Genomic DNA, 19,780 nt, shown 5'->3' with positions numbered 1-19,780 from the left:
GGACCGGGGTTTCGTGTTCGCTGCTCGTGCTGCGCCGCTCGTATCTGCGCCGCTCGTATCTGCGCTGCCAGTTCTTGGCTCGTGCGGAGACGGAGGGATTTGAACCCTCGGTCCCCTCAAAGGGGACTCCACCTTAGCAGGGTGGTGCACTCGGCCGGACTATGCGACGTCTCCATGCACTCTCGCGAGTGCTCACACCACCATACAGGAGGACGAGACCGGTCTCGACCCGGCATCGGGCGGGCGCGTCATCGCCGGTCCCCCGAAGTGGGGACGTGCGGGGGTTGTCGGCACGTACCCCGGTCAATAGCATCGTCGGGACGCGGCGATCACATTCCGGGGGCTCGAGCCTCCGTAGTCGCGACACAGCACCGACGTCGTTCCCTGCAGCTGACGCGCGACGCGCCCGATCGTGCGGCGCCCGGCCGGGGGACGGCCAGGGGGCGCGGTCCACCACCGCGCCCCCGTTCTCGGTCGCGTCGGGCACACCGGCCGACCCACGCCGGCGCTGCCTGCGCCACGTCGGCAAAGCGACACTTCCGTGCGATCGGGGCCGGAGGGAGCCACCGAAGCGACAGTTGCACGCGGATGTTCGACGGCGAAGTGTCGCTTTCGCGAGAGGGACCGCGGGGCGCAGCACCCGCAACCCGCGGCGAGCGCTCAGGCGGCCGCCCGGAACCGCTCGGGCAGGGCGATGAGCGCCGTGGCGAGCTCCACGAGGGCATCGGCGCAGTCCCCGAGCGCCTCGGCCTCGGCCGCGCGGGCCGCACGCTCGACGATCTGCAGGCGATCGCGCCGCGCAACGACGGCGTCGATCCCGTTCGCCAGCGCGACGTCGTCCTTGTAGAAGGCGTCGAGCACGGCGCGCTGGGACAGCAACCAGTCGGCACTGACGGCGGCGCCGTGCCGGCGGAGCCACCACGAGCCGACCTCGACGAAGGCCCCACCCTCGGTCGAGCACTCCCGCAACCACCCCGCGTCGAACCGGTCCCTGGTGCAGTCCGACCCGACGGAGGGGTCTGTGAACATCGTCCGGGCGATCCGGATCCGCTCGGTCATGTGCTCGACCGTCCAACCCGTGATGACGACGCCGACGTAGCGCTGCACGGTCACGAGGCGGAGCGTCTCGAGCGGCACGAGTGCTTCTCGCACGGGAGTTCGCGAGACGCCCATGTCGTCGGCGATGTCGTCGAGCCGGATGCGCTGCCCCCGTCGGTAGACCCCGCGGAGCACGTTGTCGAGCAAGCGCGCGAAGACGGCGTCGCGCAGCAGGCTGCGGCGGATGCCGTTCGGGTCGTCCGCGCCGCGCCCCGGACGGTTCGTCGATCGGTCCATGTCGCCAGGATCACGCACGGCTGACGCCGCCGGGTTCGATGGGGGTCGGATCGTGGACCATGCGGACTGTCGTCGCGGTGTGGAGGAGTGCCATGTGACGACGGTGGCAGTTCCGGATCACGCCCGCTAAACACTCCGTATACGGAATACTACTTCCGCGCCGAGTCGGACTCCCCCGTCAACACCGACAGCGGTTGGGTGATGTCCTCCAGACCCTTCCGGGCGGAGTCCACCCCGAAGATCAGCGCCACGACCCCGCCGCCGATCATCACCGCCGAGCCGAGCAGGTAGCCCCAGAAGAGCGGCTCACGGGACGACCCGTCCCCGATGAACGCCCCGTAGATCGCCGGCGCGACCGCACCGAAGATCTGCGCGAGGGCGAAGAAGTACGAGATGGCCTGCGACCGCAGCTCGAGCGGGAAGATCTCGCTGACGGTGAGGTACGCGCTCGACGCTCCCGCCGAGGCGAAGAAGAACGAGACGCACCAGAAGGCGACCTGCACGGTGGCGCTGATGGCGTCTGCGCGGAACAGGAACGCCGACGTCGCCAGGACGAGCCCGGACACCAGGTACGTCAGGAAGATCATCTGACGGCGTCCCCAGGTGTCGAAGAACCGCCCGAGGATGATCGGTCCGAGCAGGTTCCCGATCGCGAACGGGAAGAAGTAGATCGACGTCTGCGCGGTCTTCAGGCCGAAGAAGTTCGTCAGGACGAGCGCGTAGGTGAAGAAGATCGCGTTGTACAGGAAGGCCTGCGTGATCATCATCGTGGCGCCGACCAGGGTGCGGGTCGGGTACTGCTTGAGGAGCACCTTCGCGATCGTCAGGAACCCGACGCGGTCCATCGGCGTGACCGTCAACGCCTTCGACTGGTCGACGTCCGGCAGGCGGTGCCCGGTCGACTTCTCGACGGACTCCTCGATCTGCGTCACGGTCGCGTCGGCCTCCTCCTCACGCCCGTGGGTCATCAGCCACCGCGGACTCTCGGGGATGTGCCGCCGCAGGAAGATGATCGCGATGCCGAGCACCGGGCCGAGGAAGAAGCCGATGCGCCACCCGATGTTCTCGGCGAAGTACGAGGTGTCGAGCAGGTAGATGTTGGCGAAGGCGCCGAGCGCGGCACCGCCCCAGTACGTGCCGTTGATCGCGATGTCGACGTGGCCGCGGTACTTCGAGGGGATGAGCTCGTCGATCGCGGAGTTGATCGCCGCGTACTCACCACCGATGCCGAGGCCGGCGACGAACCGGAACGCCGCGAGGAACCAGAAGTCCTGCGCCAGTCCCGCGATGCCGGAGCCGATCAGGTAGATCGCCAGCGTGAGGATGAAGAGCTTCCGTCGCCCCAGTCGGTCGGACATGCGCCCGAACACCAGTGCACCGACGACCTGGCCGACCAGGTAGATGGTCCCGAGGGACGTCACCTGCTGCGTCGACAGGTTCAGGTCGGCCTGGAACCCGGCGTTGGAGACGATCTGGATCTCCAGACCGTCGAGGACCCAGGAGACCCCGAGTCCCACGACGACACTCCAGTGGAACCGTGTCCACGGCAGTCTGTCCATCCTGGCGGGGACCAGGCTCTTGATCGCCCCGTTCGTGCTGCTCACGAGAGGGGAACGTACGCCGAGATCGGCAAGGTGGTTCACATCCGGTACGACGGGGCCGGCTCGGAGCCGGATCCCCCTATCGAATCCGGCTCCGATGCCGGAACCACAATCATTGCAATTGCTATGTAAACCCACAAGCGGGCCGGGCAGCGCCGGCCGGCCTGGAGGCGCGGGGCGGACCCGCCACGCGCCTCCAGGCCAGCACGTGGCCGCGTCCACGGCACGGGCGTAACGTCGGAGTGGTGACCCGACCCTCCATCCGAACGGTCGGCGAGCTCCGCACCTCTGGTCACGTCCAGAAGACGGTCCGCGCCGAGATCCGCGACAACCTGCTCAGTGCCCTCCGCGAGGGCCGCGACCCGTGGCCCGGCCTCCACGGCTTCGCCACCACCGTCGTCCCCCAGCTCGAACGAGCCCTCATCGCCGGCCACGACGTCGTCCTGCTCGGCGAGCGCGGGCAGGGCAAGACCCGTCTGCTCCGCACCCTGCAGGGCCTGCTCGACGAGTGGACGCCGGTCATCGCCGGGTCCGAGCTCGGCGAGCACCCCTTCGAACCGATCACCACGGCGAGCATCCGTCGCGCCGAGGACCTCGGCGACGCGATGCCCGTCGATTGGCGGCACCGCGACGACCGCTACGTCGAGAAGCTCGCGACGCCGGACACGAGCGTGGCGGACCTGATCGGCGACGTCGACCCGATGAAGGTCGCCGAGGGCCGCAGCCTGGGTGACCCGGAGACGATCCACTTCGGACTCGTCCCCCGCGGCCACCGTGGCATCGTCGCGATCAACGAGCTTCCCGACCTCGCCGAGCGCATCCAGGTCGCGATGCTCAACGTGATGGAGGAGCGCGACGTCCAGATCCGCGGGTACGTCCTGCGCCTGCCGCTCGACGTGCTCGTCGTCGCCAGCGCCAACCCGGAGGACTACACGAACCGCGGCCGGATCATCACGCCGCTGAAGGACCGCTTCGGTGCCGAGATCCGCACCCACTACCCGATCGAACTCGAGGACGAGATCGCCGTCATCCGGCAGGAGGCCCAGCTGACGGCCGACGTGCCGGACGCCCTCATCGAGATCCTCGCCCGCTTCACCCGGGCGCTCCGCGCGTCGAGCGCGGTCGACCAGCGCAGCGGCGTCAGCGCCCGCTTCTCGATCGCCGGCGCCGAGACGGTCTCCGCGGCGGCCGTGCACCGTGCGGCCCGACAGGGCGAGGACCACGCGGTCGCGCGTCCGATCGACCTCGAGACGGCGGTCGACGTGCTCGGCGGCAAGATCGAGTTCGAGAACGGCGAAGAGGACCGAGCCGACGAGGTGCTCGAGCACCTGCTCCGGACGGCCACGGCGGAGACCGTGCGCTCCCGGTTCAAGGGACTCGACTTCGCCGTCCTCGTCGAGGCGCTCGACGGCGGCACGATGGTGACCACGGGCGAGCAGGTCAGCGCCCGTGCGTTCCTCGAGGGGCTGCCGTCGATCGGTGAGTCCGACCTGTACGACCAGGTGTGCGATCGACTCGGCGCCACGAACGACGGCGAGCGGGCTGGTGCGATCGAGCTCGCGCTCGAGGGGCTCTACCTGGCGCGACGCATCAGCAAGGAGTCCGGCGGGGGCGAAGCCGTCTATGGCTAGGCAGAACCGGCGCCTGTCCCGCGACGCCCGGTACGGAAAGTACGAGGACGGCCCGGATCCGTTGGCTCCCCCGGTCGACCTCGCCGAGGCGCTCGACGCCATCGGCGAGGACGTCATGGGCGGGACCTCGCCCGAGCGCGCGATCCGCGAGTTCCTCCGGCGCGGCGGTCGGGACCAGCGCGGGCTGGACGACCTGGCTCGTCGCGTGGCCGAACGACGCCGTGAGCTGACGAGCAAGAACAACCTCGACGGCACGCTGCAGCAGGTCAAGCAGCTGCTCGACGAGGCCGTGCTCGCCGAACGCGGGCAGCTCGCCCGCGACACGGACATCGACGACGGCGACCGCGCCCTCGCCGAGATGCAGCTCGACAGCCTCTCCCCCTCGCCCGCGTCCGCCGTGCAGGAGCTCAGCGGCTACGACTGGAAGAGCCCGACCGCGCGGCAGAAGTACGAGGAGATCAAGGACCTGCTCGGCCGCGAGATGCTCGACCAGCGCTTCGCCGGCATGAAGCAGGCGCTCGAGGGTGCGACGGACCAGGACCGGCAGGCCGTGGCCGACATGATGCGCGACCTGAACGCCCTGCTCGAGTCGCACGCTCGTGGCGAGGACACCCCCGAGCAGTTCGACGAGTTCATGGCAGAGCACGGGCAGTACTTCCCGTCGAACCCGCAGAACGTCGAGGAACTCCTCGACGACCTCGCCGAACGGGCCGCCGCCGCCCAGCGGATGCGGAACTCGATGACCCAAGAGCAACGGGACGAACTCGACGCACTCGCCGAACAGGCCTTCGGGTCACCGGACCTGATGGGCCAGCTCGCGCAGCTCGACGGGAACCTCCGGTCGCTCCGCCCCGGTGCGGACTGGGGCGGCTCCGAACGGATGGACGGCGAACAGGGGCTCGGACTCGGCGACGGCACCGGGGTGTTCCAGGACATCGCCGACCTCGACGCCCTGGCCGACCAGATCGCACAGTCCGGACCGGGATCGGACCTCGACGACCTCGACCTGGACGCCCTCGCCCGGCAGCTCGGCAACGAGGCCGCGGTCGACGCGAAGACCCTGCAGCAGCTCGAGAAGGCCCTGCGGAACTCCGGGGCGATGCGGCGCGGTGCGGACGGGCAGCTCCGGCTCACCCCGAAGGCGATGCGGCAGCTCGGCAAGAGCCTGCTCCGCGACGTCGCCGAGCGGATGTCCGGCCGGCAGGGCGCTCGCGACCTCCGCCGGTCCGGTGCGGCCGGGGAGCCGTCGGGGTCGACCCGGCAGTGGCAGTACGGCGACACCGAGCCGTGGGACGTCACCCGCTCGATCACGAACGCGCTGACCCGGACCGCGGCGTCCGGTCGGATCGGCCCGGGTGTCCGGCTCGAGATCGACGACGTCGAGGTGCAGGAGACCGAGGCGCGGACCCAGGCGTGCGTGGCGCTCCTCGTCGACACGTCGTTCTCGATGGCGATGGAGGACCGGTGGGTGCCCATGAAGCGCACCGCCCTGGCGCTCCACACGCTCGTGTCGACGCGGTTCCGCGGCGACGACCTGCAGCTCATCGCCTTCGGCCGCGAGGCCGAGGTGATGGACATCGAACAGCTCGTCGGTCTCGACGCGATGTGGGACAAGGGCACGAACCTGCACCACGCGCTGCTGCTCGCCAACCGCCACTTCCGGAAGCACCCGACGGCGCAGCCCGTGCTCCTCATCGTCACCGACGGTGAGCCGACGTCCCACCTCGAGCCGAACGGGCAGGTCTGGTTCGGCTACCCGCCGGACCCGATCACGATCGCATTGTCCGTCCGGGAGCTCGAGAACGCCGGACGCCTCGGCGCGCAGACGACCTTCTTCCGGCTCGGCGACGACCCCGGGCTGGCCCGCTTCATCGACTCGATGGCGAAGCGGGTGGACGGCACGGTGGTCGCACCGGAGAACGACGACCTCGGGGTCGCCGTCGTCGGCTCGTACCTGGGTGCACGGCGCGGCAGCCTGTTCGGTGACGACTGGGCGGTCTGACGCGGGAACGGCGGACGGGAGGCGCGGTGCCAGCCGGCACCGCGCCTCCCGTCCGTCATCCAGCTGGGTCTGTTGCTCCTGCCGCGACCGTCGTATGCTGACGCCACAGCTGCCCGAGACCCCGGCCGCCGTCACCGATCCACGCGCACCGACCTCGTCGGCGCGTCGGAGCCGACCGGCCGAGTGCACCTGATCCGTCCTCGGCCGGTCGACCCCCTGCGGGGGTCCCGGAGGGCAACGGCGCACTCCGACCGGATCACCGCGGGTTCCGCGTCCCTGCAGCCGGGGCGCGGTACGGGTCGGCGGGCTCCGGACCCGACGGTGCCTGCCGACCCGATCTCGGTTCGACGGGCACCTGCACGACGGCCTGCTAGAAGAGCGGCCAGGGCACGGCCGGCCCGTTTCCCGGCGGCGGCGGGAAGACCCCGACGGCCCGCAGCGCGGCGCAGCGCGCCCGGAGGGTGTCCACCTCGGCGACGGTCAGGTGTTCGTCGAGGGCTGCGCCGAGGTCGCCGTGCAGCGCCTCGGTGACGCGGTCGATGCCCTCGAGCTCGTCGGCGTCGAGGGGTTCCCCGATCCACCCCCAGAGCACCGTGCGGAGCTTGTGCTCGACGTGGAAGGCCAGCCCGTGGTCGACGCCGAAGCGGTGGCCGTCCGGCATCGCGAGCACGTGACCGCCCTTGCGGTCGGCATTGTTCACGACGACGTCGAACACGGCCATCCGGCGGAGCGCGAGCGTGTCCTCGTGCACGAGTGTGACGGGACGGTCCTGCTCGTCGATCGCCTCGAGCACCGGGAGCCACGGGGTGCCGTCGGCTTCGGCGTCCTCGGTGGGGACCAGGTCGACGGCGTCCTGATCGGGGTCGACGTCCTGCCAGCGCTGGACCATGCCCCGCCCGAACGGCCCGTCGCCCATCCACGTGGGCGGGACGACGCCCCAGCCGAACGCCTCGGACACCAGGTACGCGGCGACCTCGCGGTCGGCGAGGGTGCCGTCGGGGAAGTCCCACAGCGGTCGCTCGCCCTCGATCGGCTTGTACACGACCGACTCGCCGTCGAGGTCGGCGAGGAACGTGGCGTTCGAGGCTTCTCGGATGCGTGCCCGGATGGACAGCGATCCGTCGCTCATGCGTCCCCGGGTGGACGGCCGGCGGCGACGATCTGCCGCGTGCGCTCGACGAACGCACGCGCCGTGCCGACCGGGATCTTCACCTGGAACAGCTCGGCGGGTTCCGGGATCTCGACCACGGCCTCGATCTCCTCGCCGTCGTCGTCGGTCTCGGTGACGATCTCGATCTCGTCGTCGATCGGGTACGCCTCGATCACGACCTGCGCGGTCGCGGGGTCGAAGCCGAGGCTGAGGGCGCCGGCGCGGAACTCGGGCTCAACCGGCTGGTCGAGCGGAGCACCGTCACGGAGTTCGGTCGGAGCGGACGGCGGGACGCTGAAGCGGTTGTCCTCGACCGTGGCGACCTCGTCGAGGAGCTCGTCGATCTTGTCCGCGAGGACGGACGACTGCTCCTTCTCGAGCGCCACGCTCGTGACGCGGCGGCCGTCACGGGCCTGGATGTAGAAGGAGCGCTCGCCCGGGAGGCCGACGGTCCCGACGACGAGACGGTCCGGCCAGTCGAAGCCGTGCACGATGGTGGGCATACCCCGCATTGTAGGAGCGCCCGGCGACACTCGTTCAGGGTCTGGCAGGGCCTGGCTCTGCGGGTGCGTCGTCGTGGCCCGCTCCGCCCCCGACCGCGGCGTCGCCGGTCGGTGCCGGGGCGGCGGCCAGCCAGGCGAGGTCGCCCGATTCGGTGTTCGACGCGACGACCTCGGGACGGTGCTCGCCGTAGCGCACGATGGACACCGAGGCAGGGCCGACGGCGATGCGCTGGAACAGGTCGAGGTGCATGCCGAGCGCGTCGGCGAGGACGGACTTGATGACGTCACCGTGGCTCACGGCGACCCAGACGGCGCCGGGGCCGTGCGCCGCCTCGACCTCGGCGTCGATGCGGCGGATCGCGGCGACCGCGCGGGACTGCATGCCCTGCATCGACTCGCCGCCCGGGAAGACGACGGCGCTCGGGTTCGCCTGGACCGTGCGCCAGAGCGGCTCCTTCGCCAGGTCGGCGAGCTTCCTGCCCTGCCAGTCGCCGTAGTCGCACTCGGTGATCGCCCGTTCGATCCGCGTCTCCGGGGAGCCGACCTGTCGTTCGAGCAGCGCGCGGGAGGTCTGCCGGCACCGCTCGAGCGGACTCGACACCACCGCGGCCAGCGGTACGGCGGCGATGCGCTCCGCGGTGCGGGCGGCCTGTTGCCGGCCGACGGCGTCGAGCGCCACCCCGGCCGTCCGGCCGGCGAGCACCCCGGTCGCGTTCGCGGTGGTGCGTCCGTGCCGGACGAGGAGGACGGTCGCCATGTGCCCGATCCTAGGCCGCTGCGACCGACACTCCGTCGGCGCCGGGACGGTCGTCGGCCGCCGGGTTCGTGACCACCCGCCCGTCGACGACGGTCACGAGCTCGTCGAGGACGTCCCGGTGCACCATGTCGTGGGTGACGAGCAGCGTCGCCGTGCCGCGTTCGTGCGTCAGCTCGGCGATCAGGTCCATGATCGCCGCCCCCCGCTCCTGGTCGAGCGCGCTGGTCGGCTCGTCGACGAGCAGGACGTCGGGCTCGTGCACGAGAGCCCGGGCGATCGCCACCCGCTGTCGCTGACCACCGGAGAGCTGCGCAGGTCGCTTGTCGGCGTGCGCGGTGAGCCCGACCGCGTCGAGGAGTTCGTCCACCCGCGCCGGTGACACGGCGGTCCGCGACCAGCCCCGCGCACCGCCGAGGTGCGCCATCACGAGCACCTGCTCGCGGGCCGTCAGGGCCGGCAGGAGGTTCGACTGCTGGAAGACGATGCCGATCCGTTCCCGTCGGAGCGCGGTGGCCTCGTCACGGGCCAGTGCGGCGGCGTCGACCGCCTCGGGACCCGGGCCGCCGATCAGCACCCGCCCGGAGTCCGGACGGATGAGCGTCGCGGCGACGGCGAGCAGCGAGGACTTGCCGGAGCCGGACGGACCGGTGATGCCCGTCACCACCCCGGCCGGCGCGGTGAGGGACACGTGGTCGACCGCGGTCACCCGGCGGTCGCCGTCGGGGAAGGTCAGAGTGACGTCGTCGAGGGTGATCATCGGTTGCTCCCGAGTGCGGTGAGGGGGTCTGCGGCGGTGACGGTCCGGAGGGCGACGGCCGCCCCGGCGAGTCCGAGTGCGGCCATCACGACCGCGGGGACGACGGTGGTCAGGGGGCTCATCAGGAACGGCAGGGCTCCCCCGGCGAGCGCACCGAGTCCGACCACGGCCGCCATCCCGACGGCGATCCCCGCGACGAGCACGACGAGCGCCTGACCGAGGGCGTCGCGGACGAGCGAACCGGTGCTCGCCCCGAGTGCCTTGAGCACGGCGACGTCGCCCGCGCGCTGCATCGTCCACACCGTGAAGAAGGCGCCGACCACCAGGGCGGAGACCCCGAAGAGCATCGCGATCATCAGCGCGAGGGAGCCGACCTCGGACTTGAACGTCTCGAGCGCGGTCAGCGAGCCGAGGTGTGACGCCGCCGAGGTGTGCGTCGCCGCAGCGACCGCGTCCCAGTCGGGCGAACCGCTCACCGCGAGCAGCGTCGTGGAGCCGTCCCCGCCGAGACGACGGTCGGCGCCGGACCAGGCGTCGGGCGTCATCGCGAGCACCGGCGTGTGGCTGTACCAGGCCTCGCCGCCGACCGACGCGACCCGGAAGGTCGTGCCGGTCACCGTGACGCGGTCGCCGACGTCGACGCCGAGGCCGGACGCGGCGGCGGCCGACAGGCCGACCTCGTCGTCGCGGCCCGGAACGAGCGCGGCGACCGGCCCCGAGCCCGAGCCCGAGGCGGGCATCCCGAACAGGGCGACCCCGACCGCCGGTCCTCCGGCGCCCGAGTCCGCACCCGGAGCCGCAGCAGCCGTCGCGCGGCCCTGCACGATGCCCACCGGCACCACCTGGTCGACGCCGGCCGCCGTCTGCCAGCCGACCCGCGCCTCCCGGTCGATCGTGGACTCGCCGAACGACGGCTGCCCGCTCGAGGGCTGCTGCAGCACCAGTCGGTCACCCGGCAGGTCCAGCACGGCGGAGACGTTCTGCGCCGCGAGCCCGCCGGTGAGCCCCGCGAGGAACCCGACGAGCAGGGTGATGAGCGCCACGACGGAGCCGATGAGCACGAAGCGTCCGCGGGCGAACCGGAGATCGCGCCAGGCGACGAACACGGTGGTCCCTTCCCGGTCGCGGACCCTCCGCGACCATGACTCCGAGCCTCCCCGGGACGCTCCGGGCGGTCATCGCCGACGAGGTTGGTCCGCCGATCGAACTTTCGGTTGATCCGTCGCGGTGCGCGGCTCCGTACGCTGGGACGGACATGGCGCACAGCACCCTCACCCCGGTCTTCGTCGGTCTGCGGACCGGCCTGCACGTGCTGTTCGCCGCGCTCCTCGTGCTCGTCGTCGTCCGCATCGTGGTGGTCGGTGCGTCGGGCTCGTGGGTGCCGCTGACACTGTCGGCGCTGTTCGCCGGCGTCTACCTCCTCGGTGCCCTGGCCGCTCGTGCCCCCGGAGCACGCCGGACCGTCGTCGGAGCGGTCTGGATCGTCGGGCTCACCCTCGTGTGGATTGCGCTGCTCGTCCTCGTGCCCGAGGCGGCGTACCTCGTCTTCCCGCTCTTCTTCCTGTACCTCCACGTCCTGCCGCGGGTCGTCGGCCCGGCCGCGGTGGTCGTCGCGACCCTCGTCGCCGTCGTCGCCCTGGGCCTGCACGGCGGTTTCACTGTCGGCGGGGTCGTCGGTCCGCTCGTCGGCGCGGGCGTCGCGCTGCTCATCGGTCTCGGCTACCGGGCCCTCGCACGTGAGGCCGTAGAGCGTGAGGCCCTCGTCGGCGAGCTCCTCGCCACACGAGACCGCCTGGCCGCCACCGAGCGCGAACAGGGCGTCCTCGCCGAGCGCGCTCGGCTCGCGCGGGAGATCCACGACACCGTGGCACAGGGGCTGTCGAGCATCCAGATGCTCCTGCACGCGGCCGAACGCGCCGACGGCGAGCGCCCCGGACTCGACCACATCCGGCTCGCGCGGAAGACCGCCGCCGACGGCCTCGCGGACACCCGGCGCTTCATCCGGGAGCTCACGCCGCCGTCGCTCGACCAGGGACTCGCGGCGGCACTCCGCCGACTCGCTGAACAGCAGTGGACGCGTGACGGGCTGACCGCGACCGTCGAGGTCCCGGAGATGTCGCTGCCGATGGACGTCCAGACGGCGCTGCTGCGCATCGCCCAGGGCGCGGTCGCCAACGTGGTGCAGCACGCCCGTGCGACCACCGTCCGTCTGACACTCGGCGTGACCGACCGGGAGGCGCGACTGACGGTCACCGACGACGGCGTCGGTTTCGACCCGGTCACCGCCCGGGCGTGCGCCGGGTCGACCGACTCGTTCGGGTTGTGTGCCATGCAGGACCGCGTGCAGCAGTTCGGCGGACGACTCGACATCACCTCCGGACCCGGCCGAGGGACCACGCTCGTCGCCGTCCTGGAGGTCCCGTGATCCGCGTCCTGATCGCCGACGACCACCCGGTGGTCCGCGCCGGCCTCCGCGCGCTCCTCGACGGCGAGGACGGCCTCGAGGTCGTCGGCGAGGCTTCGTCCCCGGCCGACGCGGTGTCGCTCGCCGAGACGCTGGCGCCCGAGCTCGTCCTGATGGACCTGCAGTTCGGCCAGGAGACCACCGGCGCCGACGCCACCCGCCGGATCCGAGCGCTCGACGCGGCGCCGTACGTACTCGTCCTGACGAACTACGACTCCGACGGGGACATCCTCGGCGCGGTCGAGGCGGGCGCGAGCGGGTACCTGCTCAAGGACGCCCCGCCGCACGAGCTCATCGCGGCGGTCCGAGCGGCGGCGTCGGGCCAGAGCGCGCTCGCCCCGGCGATCGCCGGACGGCTGCTGGCCCGGATGCGAGCGCCGCAGGTCGCACTGTCGGCCCGTGAGATCGAGGTCCTGCGGCTCGTCGCCGAGGGCGCGTCGAACGGCGACGTCGCCGCGCGCCTGCACATCAGCGACGCCACCGTTAAGTCCCACCTCGTCCACGTGTTCTCGAAGCTCGGGGTCTCGTCGCGGACGGCCGCCGTGTCCGAGGCGCGATCGCTCGGCATGCTCCGCTGACGTCGGCCGGGGTTCCGGGCGATCCCCTTGACTCGGCGGCGTTGAAACGTTCTGATGGACCCATGATCGGGCGCCACCGCGCGGCACTCTTCGCCACGTCGACGATGACCGGGTTCGGGATCGCGTCGTGGATCACCCGCACACCCGCGGTCCGTGACGAGCTCGGCGCGTCGATCGAGGCGATGGGCTTCGTCCTGCTCGGGCTGTCGATCGGGTCGATGATCGGGATCCTCGGCGCCGGTGCCCTCGTGCGGCGGCTCGGCACCCGGCCGCTCATCGTCCTCGGTGGAGCGCTGCCGGTCACCGGGATGCTGCTGGTCGCGCTGCTCACGCCCGCGCAGTCACCCGTCGGGGTGTGGGCCGGCCTGTTCCTGATCGGCTTCGGGTCCGGCGTCGCCGAGATCGGCCTCAACGTCGAGGCCGCCGCGGTCGAGCGGCAGCTCTCCCGCCCGGTGGTGCCGATGCTGCACGCCTGCTTCAGCCTCGGCACCGTGATCGGCGGCGTCGTGGGCATCGCCCTCACCGCGGTCCGGACACCCGTCCTCGTGCACCTGCTCATCGCGACGGTGGTGATGGCCGGGCTCGCGACCTTCGCGGCGACCAACCTCCGCCCGCTCCCCCGCACGACCCCCGCCGAGCCGTCCGACGTCGCCGCCGCCACGCCCCGGCTCCGCGCCGTCATCACCGTGCAGGTCCTGCTCATCGCGGTGATCACCCTGGCGATGGCCTTCGCCGAGGGGGCGGCGAGCGACTGGCTCCCCCTCCTCATGACGACCGACCACGACGCCCCGGAGGTCACCGGCTCCCTGGTCTTCACCGGCTTCGCCCTGGCGATGTTCGTCGGACGCTCGGCAGGATCGCCGCTCGTGGCGCGGTTCGGTCGGGCGCCCGTCATCCGGGTGTGCGCGATCGTCGGGGTCGTCGGGGTGCTGCTCGTCGTCGTGTCGCCCAGCCCCTGGCTCACCGCGGCCTCCGCCGGCGTGTGGGGTCTCGGGATCGCCCTGGGCTTCCCGCTCGCGATCTCGGCCGCCGGCGACCACCCCACCGACGGCGACCGGCGGGTGTCCGTCGTGGCGACCGCGGGCTACATCGCGTTCCTGGCCGGGCCGCCCGCGCTCGGCTTCCTCGGCGAGCACCTCGGCCTGCAGACCGCGATGCTCGTGCCCGCGGCGCTGCTCGTCGTCGCGCTGCTGGCGGCGCCGGCCACCCGCGGTCGGGCCCACACGGAGACCGCGCGCACGACGGTGGGCACCTGACGACCGGTTGCCGCCCGAACGCTGGTATGGCAGTATTGCGAGTGCAGACCCCCCCGCGGTACCGCGGATCAGGGGGTCTCGCTGTTTCTCTGGCGGTTCCCTGCGCCGACGAACTGCGACTGATCGGCGAGGTCGAGCGGCGCGCGGTCCGGATCACGAGCCGACAGGTAGTGGTCGTACCAGCCCCACGCGAACTCGTGCCGCGACGGTCGCTCGACCGACGTGTACGCGCTCCACGCGACGAGGTCTGCGATCTGCACGAACTGCGACTGCGCCGAGTCGGTCATCACCGGATCCTCGATGACTCGCCGGTCGCGGAGCTCGAGGGCTCGATGCGCCGTTCGGTAACTGTGATCGGTGCCGTTCCCGTCGACGAACACCAGCGCGAGCCCACCTTCGGCCGCCAGTTGCTCCTCCCAGCGGCCGACGAGCTTCCGGTAGACAGACGCTTTCGTGTCCTGGTCCGGATGCGGCGCAAATCGCTGGAAGACGGCCCCCAACGTCAGCCCCTCGAGCGAACCGATCTCTCCGAGCAACAGCCTTGCGACGTCCTGCCCGAAATCCTTCCAGTAGACCCCGCCGCCATGGTGGTATCGGAGCGGAACGCGCTTCGAGACTCTTCCGCGCCCGTTCACGAGGTCGGTCGCGTGCAGTTCCGAGTCGACGTCGATGCCGTACTCCTGCTGCAGAAGCCTCCGTACGTCGAGCCAACGACCGAGAACCGCCGCCCATCGGTCCGGTGCGAAGTGCACCCAGCCGTACACGCACAAGCCTGACGACTGATGACCGGAGTCATCCACGTAGATGAGTCGGGAGAGCGGATCGGGCACGCGGCGAGTGTACGAACGTCGGCTCCCGGAATCGGACTTGTCCACATGTCGGATGCGAAGGCGGATCGCGGACATGATTCGCGCGACCGTGCCCCGTCCACCAGGATGAACCCGTGCTCGTCTCCATCGTCTACATGAGCCGCGCGGTCGTCCCCTTCGACGACGCCGCGCTCGCCGAGCTGCTGCGCGAAGCACGGCTCCGGAACGAGGCCCTCGGCGTCTCGGGCATCCTGCTCGCCAAGGACGGCCGCTTCATGCAGCTGCTCGAGGGTCCCGCGTTCAGCGTCGACGACCGGTTCCAGGTGATCGCGAAGGACCGCCGCCACGGCGAGGTGAAGTCCCTCATCCGCGAGGACATCGAGCGCCGCCGGTTCGACGGATGGTCGATGGCGTACCGCTCGCTCGACGATGCGGACGTGGCGGCCGAGGAGGGCTTCAGCCCGTTCCTGTCCGACACCGTGGACTTCCCGCGGTCGTTCGACCGCACGACCGCGGCGTGGCTCCTCAAGTGGTTCCGCGACCGCGAACTCCGCGACGTCTGAACCCGGCACGCCGGAGCCCGAACGCCGGCGCAGGCGAGCGCGAGCTCAGCCGCGCCCGAACGCCAGGCTCTCCTCGACGATCCCGACCACCACGGCGAGCTCGTCCTCGTCGCGCGGCCCGTAGACCATGAACTCGGTCCCGAAGTCGGCGTAGCCGTGCGGCTCCGCCCAGCCCAGCGCCATCAGCTCCCGGCCCCGCTCCGGCGGCAGCACGAGGTGCACGCTCGTGTCGTCCACGCCGTGCAGGTGGACGGGTTCGAGCCGACGCCCCGGCGCGAGGGAGCGTTCCGGCGCCGACTCGACCTCGCGGTCGGTGGTGAAGACCGCACGCGAGCTCGCCGGTGAGACCTGGCTGTGCCCCTCGACGACGTCGGGCAGCGCGAACACCGCGGCCACGAGTCGCCCCCACATCTCGGGCGGTGCGAGCTGGTCGACCTGACGGTGCGGCCCCTCCACCGAGGTCGTGGGCACCGTTCCTGCACGAGGCTTCGTCATGTCGACAGTCTGCCGCGGATGCGCCGGGTCACGGCGACGACACCGCTCACGACGAGCAGCACCAGGCCGAGGCCGCCCACCACGAGTCCGAAGAGCGCGAGGATGCCGCCGCCGATGTTCGCTCCGCCGCCGTCGTCCACCGTGACGAACAGCGACCACGACGCGACCGAGACGGCGACGAAGCCGACGGTGACGAGGACCGTGGCGACCGTGGTCAGCACGCGGGCTGCGCTCCGCGCACCGTCGGGGAGGCTCATGTCCTCAGTCTGCCGGGGTGAAGGCCTCGTCCGCGACCCCGAGCAGGCGCTCACGGTGCCGCGGGTCGGCGGTCGCCGCGAGCACGACGTGCCACATGGTCCCGACGTGCTGGTGCAGGTCGGCTCGACCGGTCCGGACGTCGGACACGAGCTGCACCCCCGTGAAGTACGGCACGAGCGTCGCGCCGAGCTGCTCGGCGGTCAGTTCCGTCCGGAGCTCGCCGCTGGCGACGGCGAGCCGGAACACGTCGACGATGCCGGCGGTCCACTGTTCGTAGAAGCTCACGGTCGCCGCCGCGAACTCGCCCCGCTCGAGCGACAGCCGGATGCCGGCGCGCACGATCGGGTCGGTGCGGAGCAGGTCGGCGATGCCCTTCGACGCGGCGATGAGCGCTGCCGTCGGCGAGGTGTCGGCGTGGCTCACGACGTCGAACGTGCGGGCGTTCTGCTCGTCGATGACGGCGAGCGCCATCGCGAGCTTGGTCGGGAAGTGGAAGTGCAGGGCGCCCTGCGAGACGCCCGCGGTGCTGGCGATGCCCGCGACGGTCGCGGCGGCGTACCCGGCGCGGTCGAACTCCTCGGCCGCGGCCACCAGGATCAGCGCACGTCGTTCCACGGTTCCAGTCTCACTGACGGGAGGCGCGGTGCGGGCCCGCACCGCGCCTCCAGTCCGAGGGTGGTCGCGTCGGCGACGCGACGGACGGGGTCAGGCGGCGTGCCGGGCCAGGCTGACGCGCTCCTGCGGGACGTCCAGCAGGTCTCGCCCGCGGAACCAGCGGAGGAGCCAGTCGGCGGGCGTTCCTGCCAGGCCGGTCGGCAGACCGGAGCGCTCCGTCAGGAACGTGCTGAAGCCGGGTTCCTCGCGGACCTCGGCGTCCGACGGGTTGCCGAAGGCCATCGCCCAGCCGTCGAAGCGGCGGGCGTCGATCGGTTCGCGCGAGAGCGACTTGACCTCGCGGTGGCGCGGATCGCGTTCGATGGCGGCGAAGCGGTCCTCGACGCTCCACGCCGGCCCCTCGAGGACCTGCATGAAGCGGCCGCCCTTGGCTAGAAGCAGGCCGGAGACACCGAGCGCCTCGTTGCGGAGCCGCGCCTCGCGCAGCATGTCGACCAGCTGGTCGTCGGTCAGGTCGTCCACGGCGACGGACATGTACACGAGTGATTCGAGGGAGGTCATCCCCGCCAGTCTGGGCCGAGCCCCCGACGCCGATCAACGCGTCGTCCGCACACCGCACCGGTGCTCGCGGTGTGCGGACGATCCGCGACGCTCGTCAGGTGAGCGCGAGCAGGTTGTTGACCTCCTCGTTGATCCCGGTGAGCGTGCGGATCGACTTGCCGTTCGCGTAGACGTCGTCGAACGCGGGCTGCAGCAACGCCTGCACGTCGGCCGGGTTCTTCGTCACCGGGAACAGGAAGGTGGTCTGCTCCTCCACCTGCCGGGTGAACGCGGAGACGTCGAGCCCGCGCTCCCGGAACGAGGCGACGGCTGCCTCGGTGCCGGCGGGACGTGCCGGGAACACGATGCCGGCCTTGCCGACGATCTCCTGCGCGGTGTCGCTGCCGAGGAACGCGACCCACTTGGCGGCTGCCTCGGGGTTCTTCGCCTGCTTCGTGATCGAGTCGCCGAGCCCGTTGAACATGGAGGCGCGGTGACCGATCGGCCCGACCGGCGTCGGCGCGAGGGCGATGTCGAGGTCCTTCATGTTGAGGTACGAGCCGATCATCCACGAGCCGTTGAACGACAGCGCGCACTTGCCGGCACCGAGCTGCACCTCCGGACCGGTGGTGGTGGAGAACACCCCGTACTTCGCCATGTAGCCCTTCTCGGCGAGTCCGTAGTACCAGGCGAGGGTGTCCTGCACGACCTTCTCGTCGTAGCGGAACTTGTCGCCCCACGGGTTCTCGTTCGTGTAGAACCAGTCGGTCGACCCGGTGAAGGGCGACCACTGCGTCTGCCCGAAGCCGTCGCCGCCGGAGCCGTTCGACGAGATGCCGTAGACCGCGACGTCGTGCTTGTCGAAGCCGGGCTCGTCCCCGCGCCGGCCCTTCGAGTCGACGGTCAGGTGCGCGAGCATCCGTTCGAACGATCCGCCGTCGTCCGGGTTCCACTCGAGCGCAGCGAGTTCCGCGTCGGAGACCCCGGCCTTCGCCATCGACTTCTTGTCGTAGAACATCGCGATGGTGTCCCAGTCCTTCGGCGACCCGTACCGGTGCCCGTCCTTGCCCTTCCAGAGCGCGGCGAGCCCGGACTGGTAGTCGTCGTCGCGGATGCCCTTGGTGGCCTCGAGCTCGTCGAGCTTGTACAGGACGTCGAGGTCGGAGTACTGCGGGAACTTCGTCAGGTGGTCGGTGAAGACGTCGGGCGCGGTGCCGGCGATGAACCCGGCGGTGAGCTTCGTCCAGTAGTCGTTCCAGCCGAGCTGCGTGATCTTCACGGTGATGTCGGGGTGCTCCTGGTGGAACGCCTCGGCGACCGCCTGGTACGCGGGCAACTGGTTGGAGTCCCACAGCCAGTAGCTCACGGTCGTGGCACCGCTCCGCGACGCCGTGCCGGTCCCCCGGCTCGGCGAGGAGCACGCGGCGAGCGCACCGAGAGCGAGGGCGGAGGCACCGCCGGCGAAGAGTGCGCGGCGGGAGAGTTCGTTCGTCATGGTGTCGTCCTGTCCGACCCGGGTCACTTGATCCCGGAGAAACCGATGGAGTTGACGATGCGCTTGGCGAAGAGGCCGAACAGCACGATCATCGGGAGCGCCGCCACCAGGGTCGCGGCCATCAGGCCCGCCCAGTCGGTGCCGGACTGCGGGGTCTGCGACTTGAAGACGCCGAGCGCGACCGTCAGTACGCGCGAGCTGTCGGTGTACGAGACCATGAGCGGCCAGAAGTAGTCGTTCCAGCTGGTGATGTACGTCAGCACGGCGAGGGTCGCGATCGGCGCCGCGGCCATCGGGATGACCAGGCGGAAGAACACCCGGATCTTGCCGGCGCCGTCGATGAGTGCGGCCTCCTCGACCTCCTTCGAGATGCCGAGGAAGAACTGCCGGAGGAAGAACACCGCGAACGGGGTCATGAACATCGTCGGCAGGGCGATGCCGAGCAGGTTGTCGACGAGGCCGAGCTGCTTGATCAGCGCGAAGTTCGGCAGCAGCGTGAAGATCGCGGGGACCATCAGCCCGGCGAGGAACACCGCGAAGACCTTGTCGCGACCGGGCCAGCGCAGCCGTGCGAAGGCGTAGGCGGCCGCGGCGGAGAAGAACACCTGGCCGACGGTGACCAGGGTCGAGACGACGACGGAGTTGCCGAGGTAGCGCCAGAAGTTCAGCGCCGCTCCGGAGCCGCCCTGCTCGAGGGCCTCCTTCGTGGACTGCAGCCCGAACACCCGCTCGAACCCGCCCAGGCTGAAGCCGACCGGCAGCAGCGAGGTGGGGTCGGAGTTGATCGCGCCGTTCGAGGACAGTGCGGTGCGGAGGATCCAGTAGAAGGGGAACAGGGTGATGACGATGACCGCGATCATCGCGATCCAGGCGAGGACGCGGCCGACCGAGGGACGACGGCGGTGGGCGGCTCCGGGCCGGGGCTGACGCTTCGTGGTGACGGAGCGGGTGAGGGTGGTGGTCATGATCGG

General features: G+C 71.1%; 20 protein-coding genes and 1 tRNA gene. 6 read left to right on the top strand and 15 right to left on the bottom strand.

Going from position 1 to position 19,780, the window contains the following annotated elements; translation table 11 throughout:
• Window positions 1-84: 84 nt before the first annotated feature.
• From BIU96_RS01485 to BIU96_RS01475, 3 genes are all read right to left on the bottom strand, one after another.
• Window positions 85-174 (bottom strand) — tRNA-Ser (locus BIU96_RS01485).
• 486 nt (window positions 175-660) lie between these two features.
• A complete protein-coding gene (locus BIU96_RS01480) occupies window positions 661-1,335 on the bottom strand; it encodes a GntR family transcriptional regulator (RefSeq protein WP_071290834.1) in 675 nt (224 codons plus the stop codon).
• Between the two features lie 149 nt (window positions 1,336-1,484).
• Window positions 1,485-2,939: an MFS transporter gene (locus tag BIU96_RS01475; protein ID WP_368072962.1), complete on the bottom strand. Its 1,455-nt coding sequence runs from the start codon at window positions 2,937-2,939 to the stop codon at window positions 1,485-1,487.
• Window positions 2,940-3,178: 239 nt separating this feature from the next.
• Between BIU96_RS01475 and BIU96_RS01470 the strand changes: the two genes are divergently transcribed.
• Together BIU96_RS01470 and BIU96_RS01465 are read left to right on the top strand one after the other, a co-directional pair.
• Entirely contained in the window at window positions 3,179-4,567 is a 1,389-nt protein-coding gene (locus BIU96_RS01470; RefSeq protein WP_139199677.1) for an AAA family ATPase, read from the top strand.
• A complete protein-coding gene (locus BIU96_RS01465) occupies window positions 4,560-6,569 on the top strand; it encodes a VWA domain-containing protein (protein WP_071290831.1) in 2,010 nt (669 codons plus the stop codon). The genes BIU96_RS01470 and BIU96_RS01465 overlap by 8 nt, the downstream gene beginning before the upstream one ends.
• 370 nt (window positions 6,570-6,939) lie before the next feature.
• Here the strand turns inward: BIU96_RS01465 and BIU96_RS01460 are convergent, their stop codons facing one another.
• The 5 genes from BIU96_RS01460 to BIU96_RS01440 are packed head-to-tail and all read right to left on the bottom strand — an operon-like array spanning window position 6,940 to window position 10,842.
• Entirely contained in the window at window positions 6,940-7,698 is a 759-nt protein-coding gene (locus tag BIU96_RS01460; protein WP_071290830.1) for an SCO1664 family protein, read from the bottom strand.
• On the bottom strand, window positions 7,695-8,222 hold the full coding sequence (locus BIU96_RS01455) for a DUF3090 domain-containing protein (RefSeq protein ID WP_071290829.1): 528 nt from the start codon (window positions 8,220-8,222) through the stop codon (window positions 7,695-7,697). The genes BIU96_RS01460 and BIU96_RS01455 overlap by 4 nt, the downstream gene beginning before the upstream one ends.
• Window positions 8,223-8,256: 34 nt before the next feature.
• On the bottom strand, window positions 8,257-8,979 hold the full coding sequence (locus BIU96_RS01450) for a histidine phosphatase family protein (protein WP_071290828.1): 723 nt from the start codon (window positions 8,977-8,979) through the stop codon (window positions 8,257-8,259).
• A 10-nt stretch (window positions 8,980-8,989) separates the two neighbouring features.
• Complete coding sequence (locus BIU96_RS01445) at window positions 8,990-9,736, bottom strand: ABC transporter ATP-binding protein (protein WP_071290827.1); 747 nt, start codon at window positions 9,734-9,736, stop codon at window positions 8,990-8,992.
• Complete coding sequence (locus BIU96_RS01440) at window positions 9,733-10,842, bottom strand: FtsX-like permease family protein (RefSeq protein ID WP_071290826.1); 1,110 nt, start codon at window positions 10,840-10,842, stop codon at window positions 9,733-9,735. The genes BIU96_RS01445 and BIU96_RS01440 overlap by 4 nt, the downstream gene beginning before the upstream one ends.
• Window positions 10,843-10,991: 149 nt before the next feature.
• On the opposite strand from BIU96_RS01440, the gene BIU96_RS01435 reads away from it, so the two are divergent.
• The 3 genes from BIU96_RS01435 (at window position 10,992) to BIU96_RS01425 (ending at window position 14,034) form a co-directional block, all read left to right on the top strand.
• Window positions 10,992-12,161: a sensor histidine kinase gene (locus tag BIU96_RS01435; protein ID WP_071290825.1), complete on the top strand. Its 1,170-nt coding sequence runs from the start codon at window positions 10,992-10,994 to the stop codon at window positions 12,159-12,161.
• Window positions 12,158-12,778, top strand: a complete 621-nt coding sequence (locus BIU96_RS01430) for a response regulator transcription factor (RefSeq protein WP_071290824.1) — start codon at window positions 12,158-12,160, stop codon at window positions 12,776-12,778. The genes BIU96_RS01435 and BIU96_RS01430 overlap by 4 nt, the downstream gene beginning before the upstream one ends.
• A gap of 62 nt (window positions 12,779-12,840) precedes the next feature.
• Window positions 12,841-14,034: an MFS transporter gene (locus BIU96_RS01425; protein WP_071290823.1), complete on the top strand. Its 1,194-nt coding sequence runs from the start codon at window positions 12,841-12,843 to the stop codon at window positions 14,032-14,034.
• Between the two features lie 68 nt (window positions 14,035-14,102).
• Here BIU96_RS01425 and BIU96_RS01420 read toward each other — a convergent pair whose 3' ends face one another.
• The gene (locus tag BIU96_RS01420) at window positions 14,103-14,864 is read right to left on the bottom strand and encodes a DUF3800 domain-containing protein (protein WP_071290822.1); all 762 of its coding nucleotides are present in this window, start codon (window positions 14,862-14,864) and stop codon (window positions 14,103-14,105) included.
• A gap of 113 nt (window positions 14,865-14,977) precedes the next feature.
• Between BIU96_RS01420 and BIU96_RS01415 the strand changes: the two genes are divergently transcribed.
• On the top strand, window positions 14,978-15,406 hold the full coding sequence (locus tag BIU96_RS01415) for a BLUF domain-containing protein (RefSeq protein WP_083402567.1): 429 nt from the start codon (window positions 14,978-14,980) through the stop codon (window positions 15,404-15,406).
• Between the two features lie 45 nt (window positions 15,407-15,451).
• On the opposite strand, the gene BIU96_RS01410 is transcribed toward BIU96_RS01415, so the two are convergent.
• From BIU96_RS01410 to BIU96_RS01385, 6 genes are all read right to left on the bottom strand, one after another.
• Window positions 15,452-15,901 (bottom strand): luciferase family protein, encoded by a 450-nt coding sequence (locus BIU96_RS01410; protein ID WP_254785900.1) that lies wholly within the window; start codon window positions 15,899-15,901, stop codon window positions 15,452-15,454.
• The gene (locus BIU96_RS01405; RefSeq protein WP_071290821.1) at window positions 15,898-16,158 is read right to left on the bottom strand and encodes a hypothetical protein; all 261 of its coding nucleotides are present in this window, start codon (window positions 16,156-16,158) and stop codon (window positions 15,898-15,900) included. The genes BIU96_RS01410 and BIU96_RS01405 overlap by 4 nt, the downstream gene beginning before the upstream one ends.
• 4 nt (window positions 16,159-16,162) lie before the next feature.
• The gene (locus tag BIU96_RS01400) at window positions 16,163-16,774 is read right to left on the bottom strand and encodes a ScbR family autoregulator-binding transcription factor (protein WP_071290820.1); all 612 of its coding nucleotides are present in this window, start codon (window positions 16,772-16,774) and stop codon (window positions 16,163-16,165) included.
• Between the two features lie 90 nt (window positions 16,775-16,864).
• Window positions 16,865-17,335 carry a BLUF domain-containing protein gene (locus BIU96_RS01395; RefSeq protein WP_071290819.1) on the bottom strand — a complete coding sequence of 157 codons (471 nt, stop codon included), beginning with the start codon at window positions 17,333-17,335 and terminating at the stop codon, window positions 16,865-16,867.
• A gap of 94 nt (window positions 17,336-17,429) precedes the next feature.
• Complete coding sequence (locus BIU96_RS01390) at window positions 17,430-18,809, bottom strand: sugar ABC transporter substrate-binding protein (protein WP_071290870.1); 1,380 nt, start codon at window positions 18,807-18,809, stop codon at window positions 17,430-17,432.
• A 23-nt stretch (window positions 18,810-18,832) separates the two neighbouring features.
• Complete coding sequence (locus BIU96_RS01385) at window positions 18,833-19,774, bottom strand: carbohydrate ABC transporter permease (RefSeq protein WP_071290818.1); 942 nt, start codon at window positions 19,772-19,774, stop codon at window positions 18,833-18,835.
• Between the last annotated feature and the right edge of the window lie 6 nt (window positions 19,775-19,780).

It is taken from the genome of Curtobacterium sp. MCBA15_008, from assembly GCF_001865065.1.
Lineage (GTDB): Bacteria > Actinomycetota > Actinomycetes > Actinomycetales > Microbacteriaceae > Curtobacterium.
This window is presented reverse-complemented; position numbering and strand designations above follow the sequence as displayed.

Bases quoted from the DNA above. Each gene is read 5' to 3' on its own strand.
- BIU96_RS01450 (WP_071290828.1), bottom strand. From the start codon at position 8,979: ATGGCGACCGTCCTCCTCGTCCGGCACGGACGCACCACCGCGAACGCG.
- BIU96_RS01445 (WP_071290827.1), bottom strand. From the start codon at position 9,736: ATGATCACCCTCGACGACGTCACTCTGACCTTCCCCGACGGCGACCGC.
- BIU96_RS01455 (WP_071290829.1), bottom strand. From the start codon at position 8,222: ATGCCCACCATCGTGCACGGCTTCGACTGGCCGGACCGTCTCGTCGTC.
- BIU96_RS01385 (WP_071290818.1), bottom strand. From the start codon at position 19,774: ATGACCACCACCCTCACCCGCTCCGTCACCACGAAGCGTCAGCCCCGG.
- BIU96_RS01410 (WP_254785900.1), bottom strand. From the start codon at position 15,901: ATGACGAAGCCTCGTGCAGGAACGGTGCCCACGACCTCGGTGGAGGGG.
- BIU96_RS01395 (WP_071290819.1), bottom strand. From the start codon at position 17,335: ATGACCTCCCTCGAATCACTCGTGTACATGTCCGTCGCCGTGGACGAC.
- BIU96_RS01435 (WP_071290825.1), top strand. From the start codon at position 10,992: ATGGCGCACAGCACCCTCACCCCGGTCTTCGTCGGTCTGCGGACCGGC.
- BIU96_RS01390 (WP_071290870.1), bottom strand. From the start codon at position 18,809: ATGACGAACGAACTCTCCCGCCGCGCACTCTTCGCCGGCGGTGCCTCC.
- BIU96_RS01480 (WP_071290834.1), bottom strand. From the start codon at position 1,335: ATGGACCGATCGACGAACCGTCCGGGGCGCGGCGCGGACGACCCGAAC.
- BIU96_RS01465 (WP_071290831.1), top strand. From the start codon at position 4,560: ATGGCTAGGCAGAACCGGCGCCTGTCCCGCGACGCCCGGTACGGAAAG.
- BIU96_RS01460 (WP_071290830.1), bottom strand. From the start codon at position 7,698: ATGAGCGACGGATCGCTGTCCATCCGGGCACGCATCCGAGAAGCCTCG.
- BIU96_RS01405 (WP_071290821.1), bottom strand. From the start codon at position 16,158: ATGAGCCTCCCCGACGGTGCGCGGAGCGCAGCCCGCGTGCTGACCACG.
- BIU96_RS01425 (WP_071290823.1), top strand. From the start codon at position 12,841: ATGATCGGGCGCCACCGCGCGGCACTCTTCGCCACGTCGACGATGACC.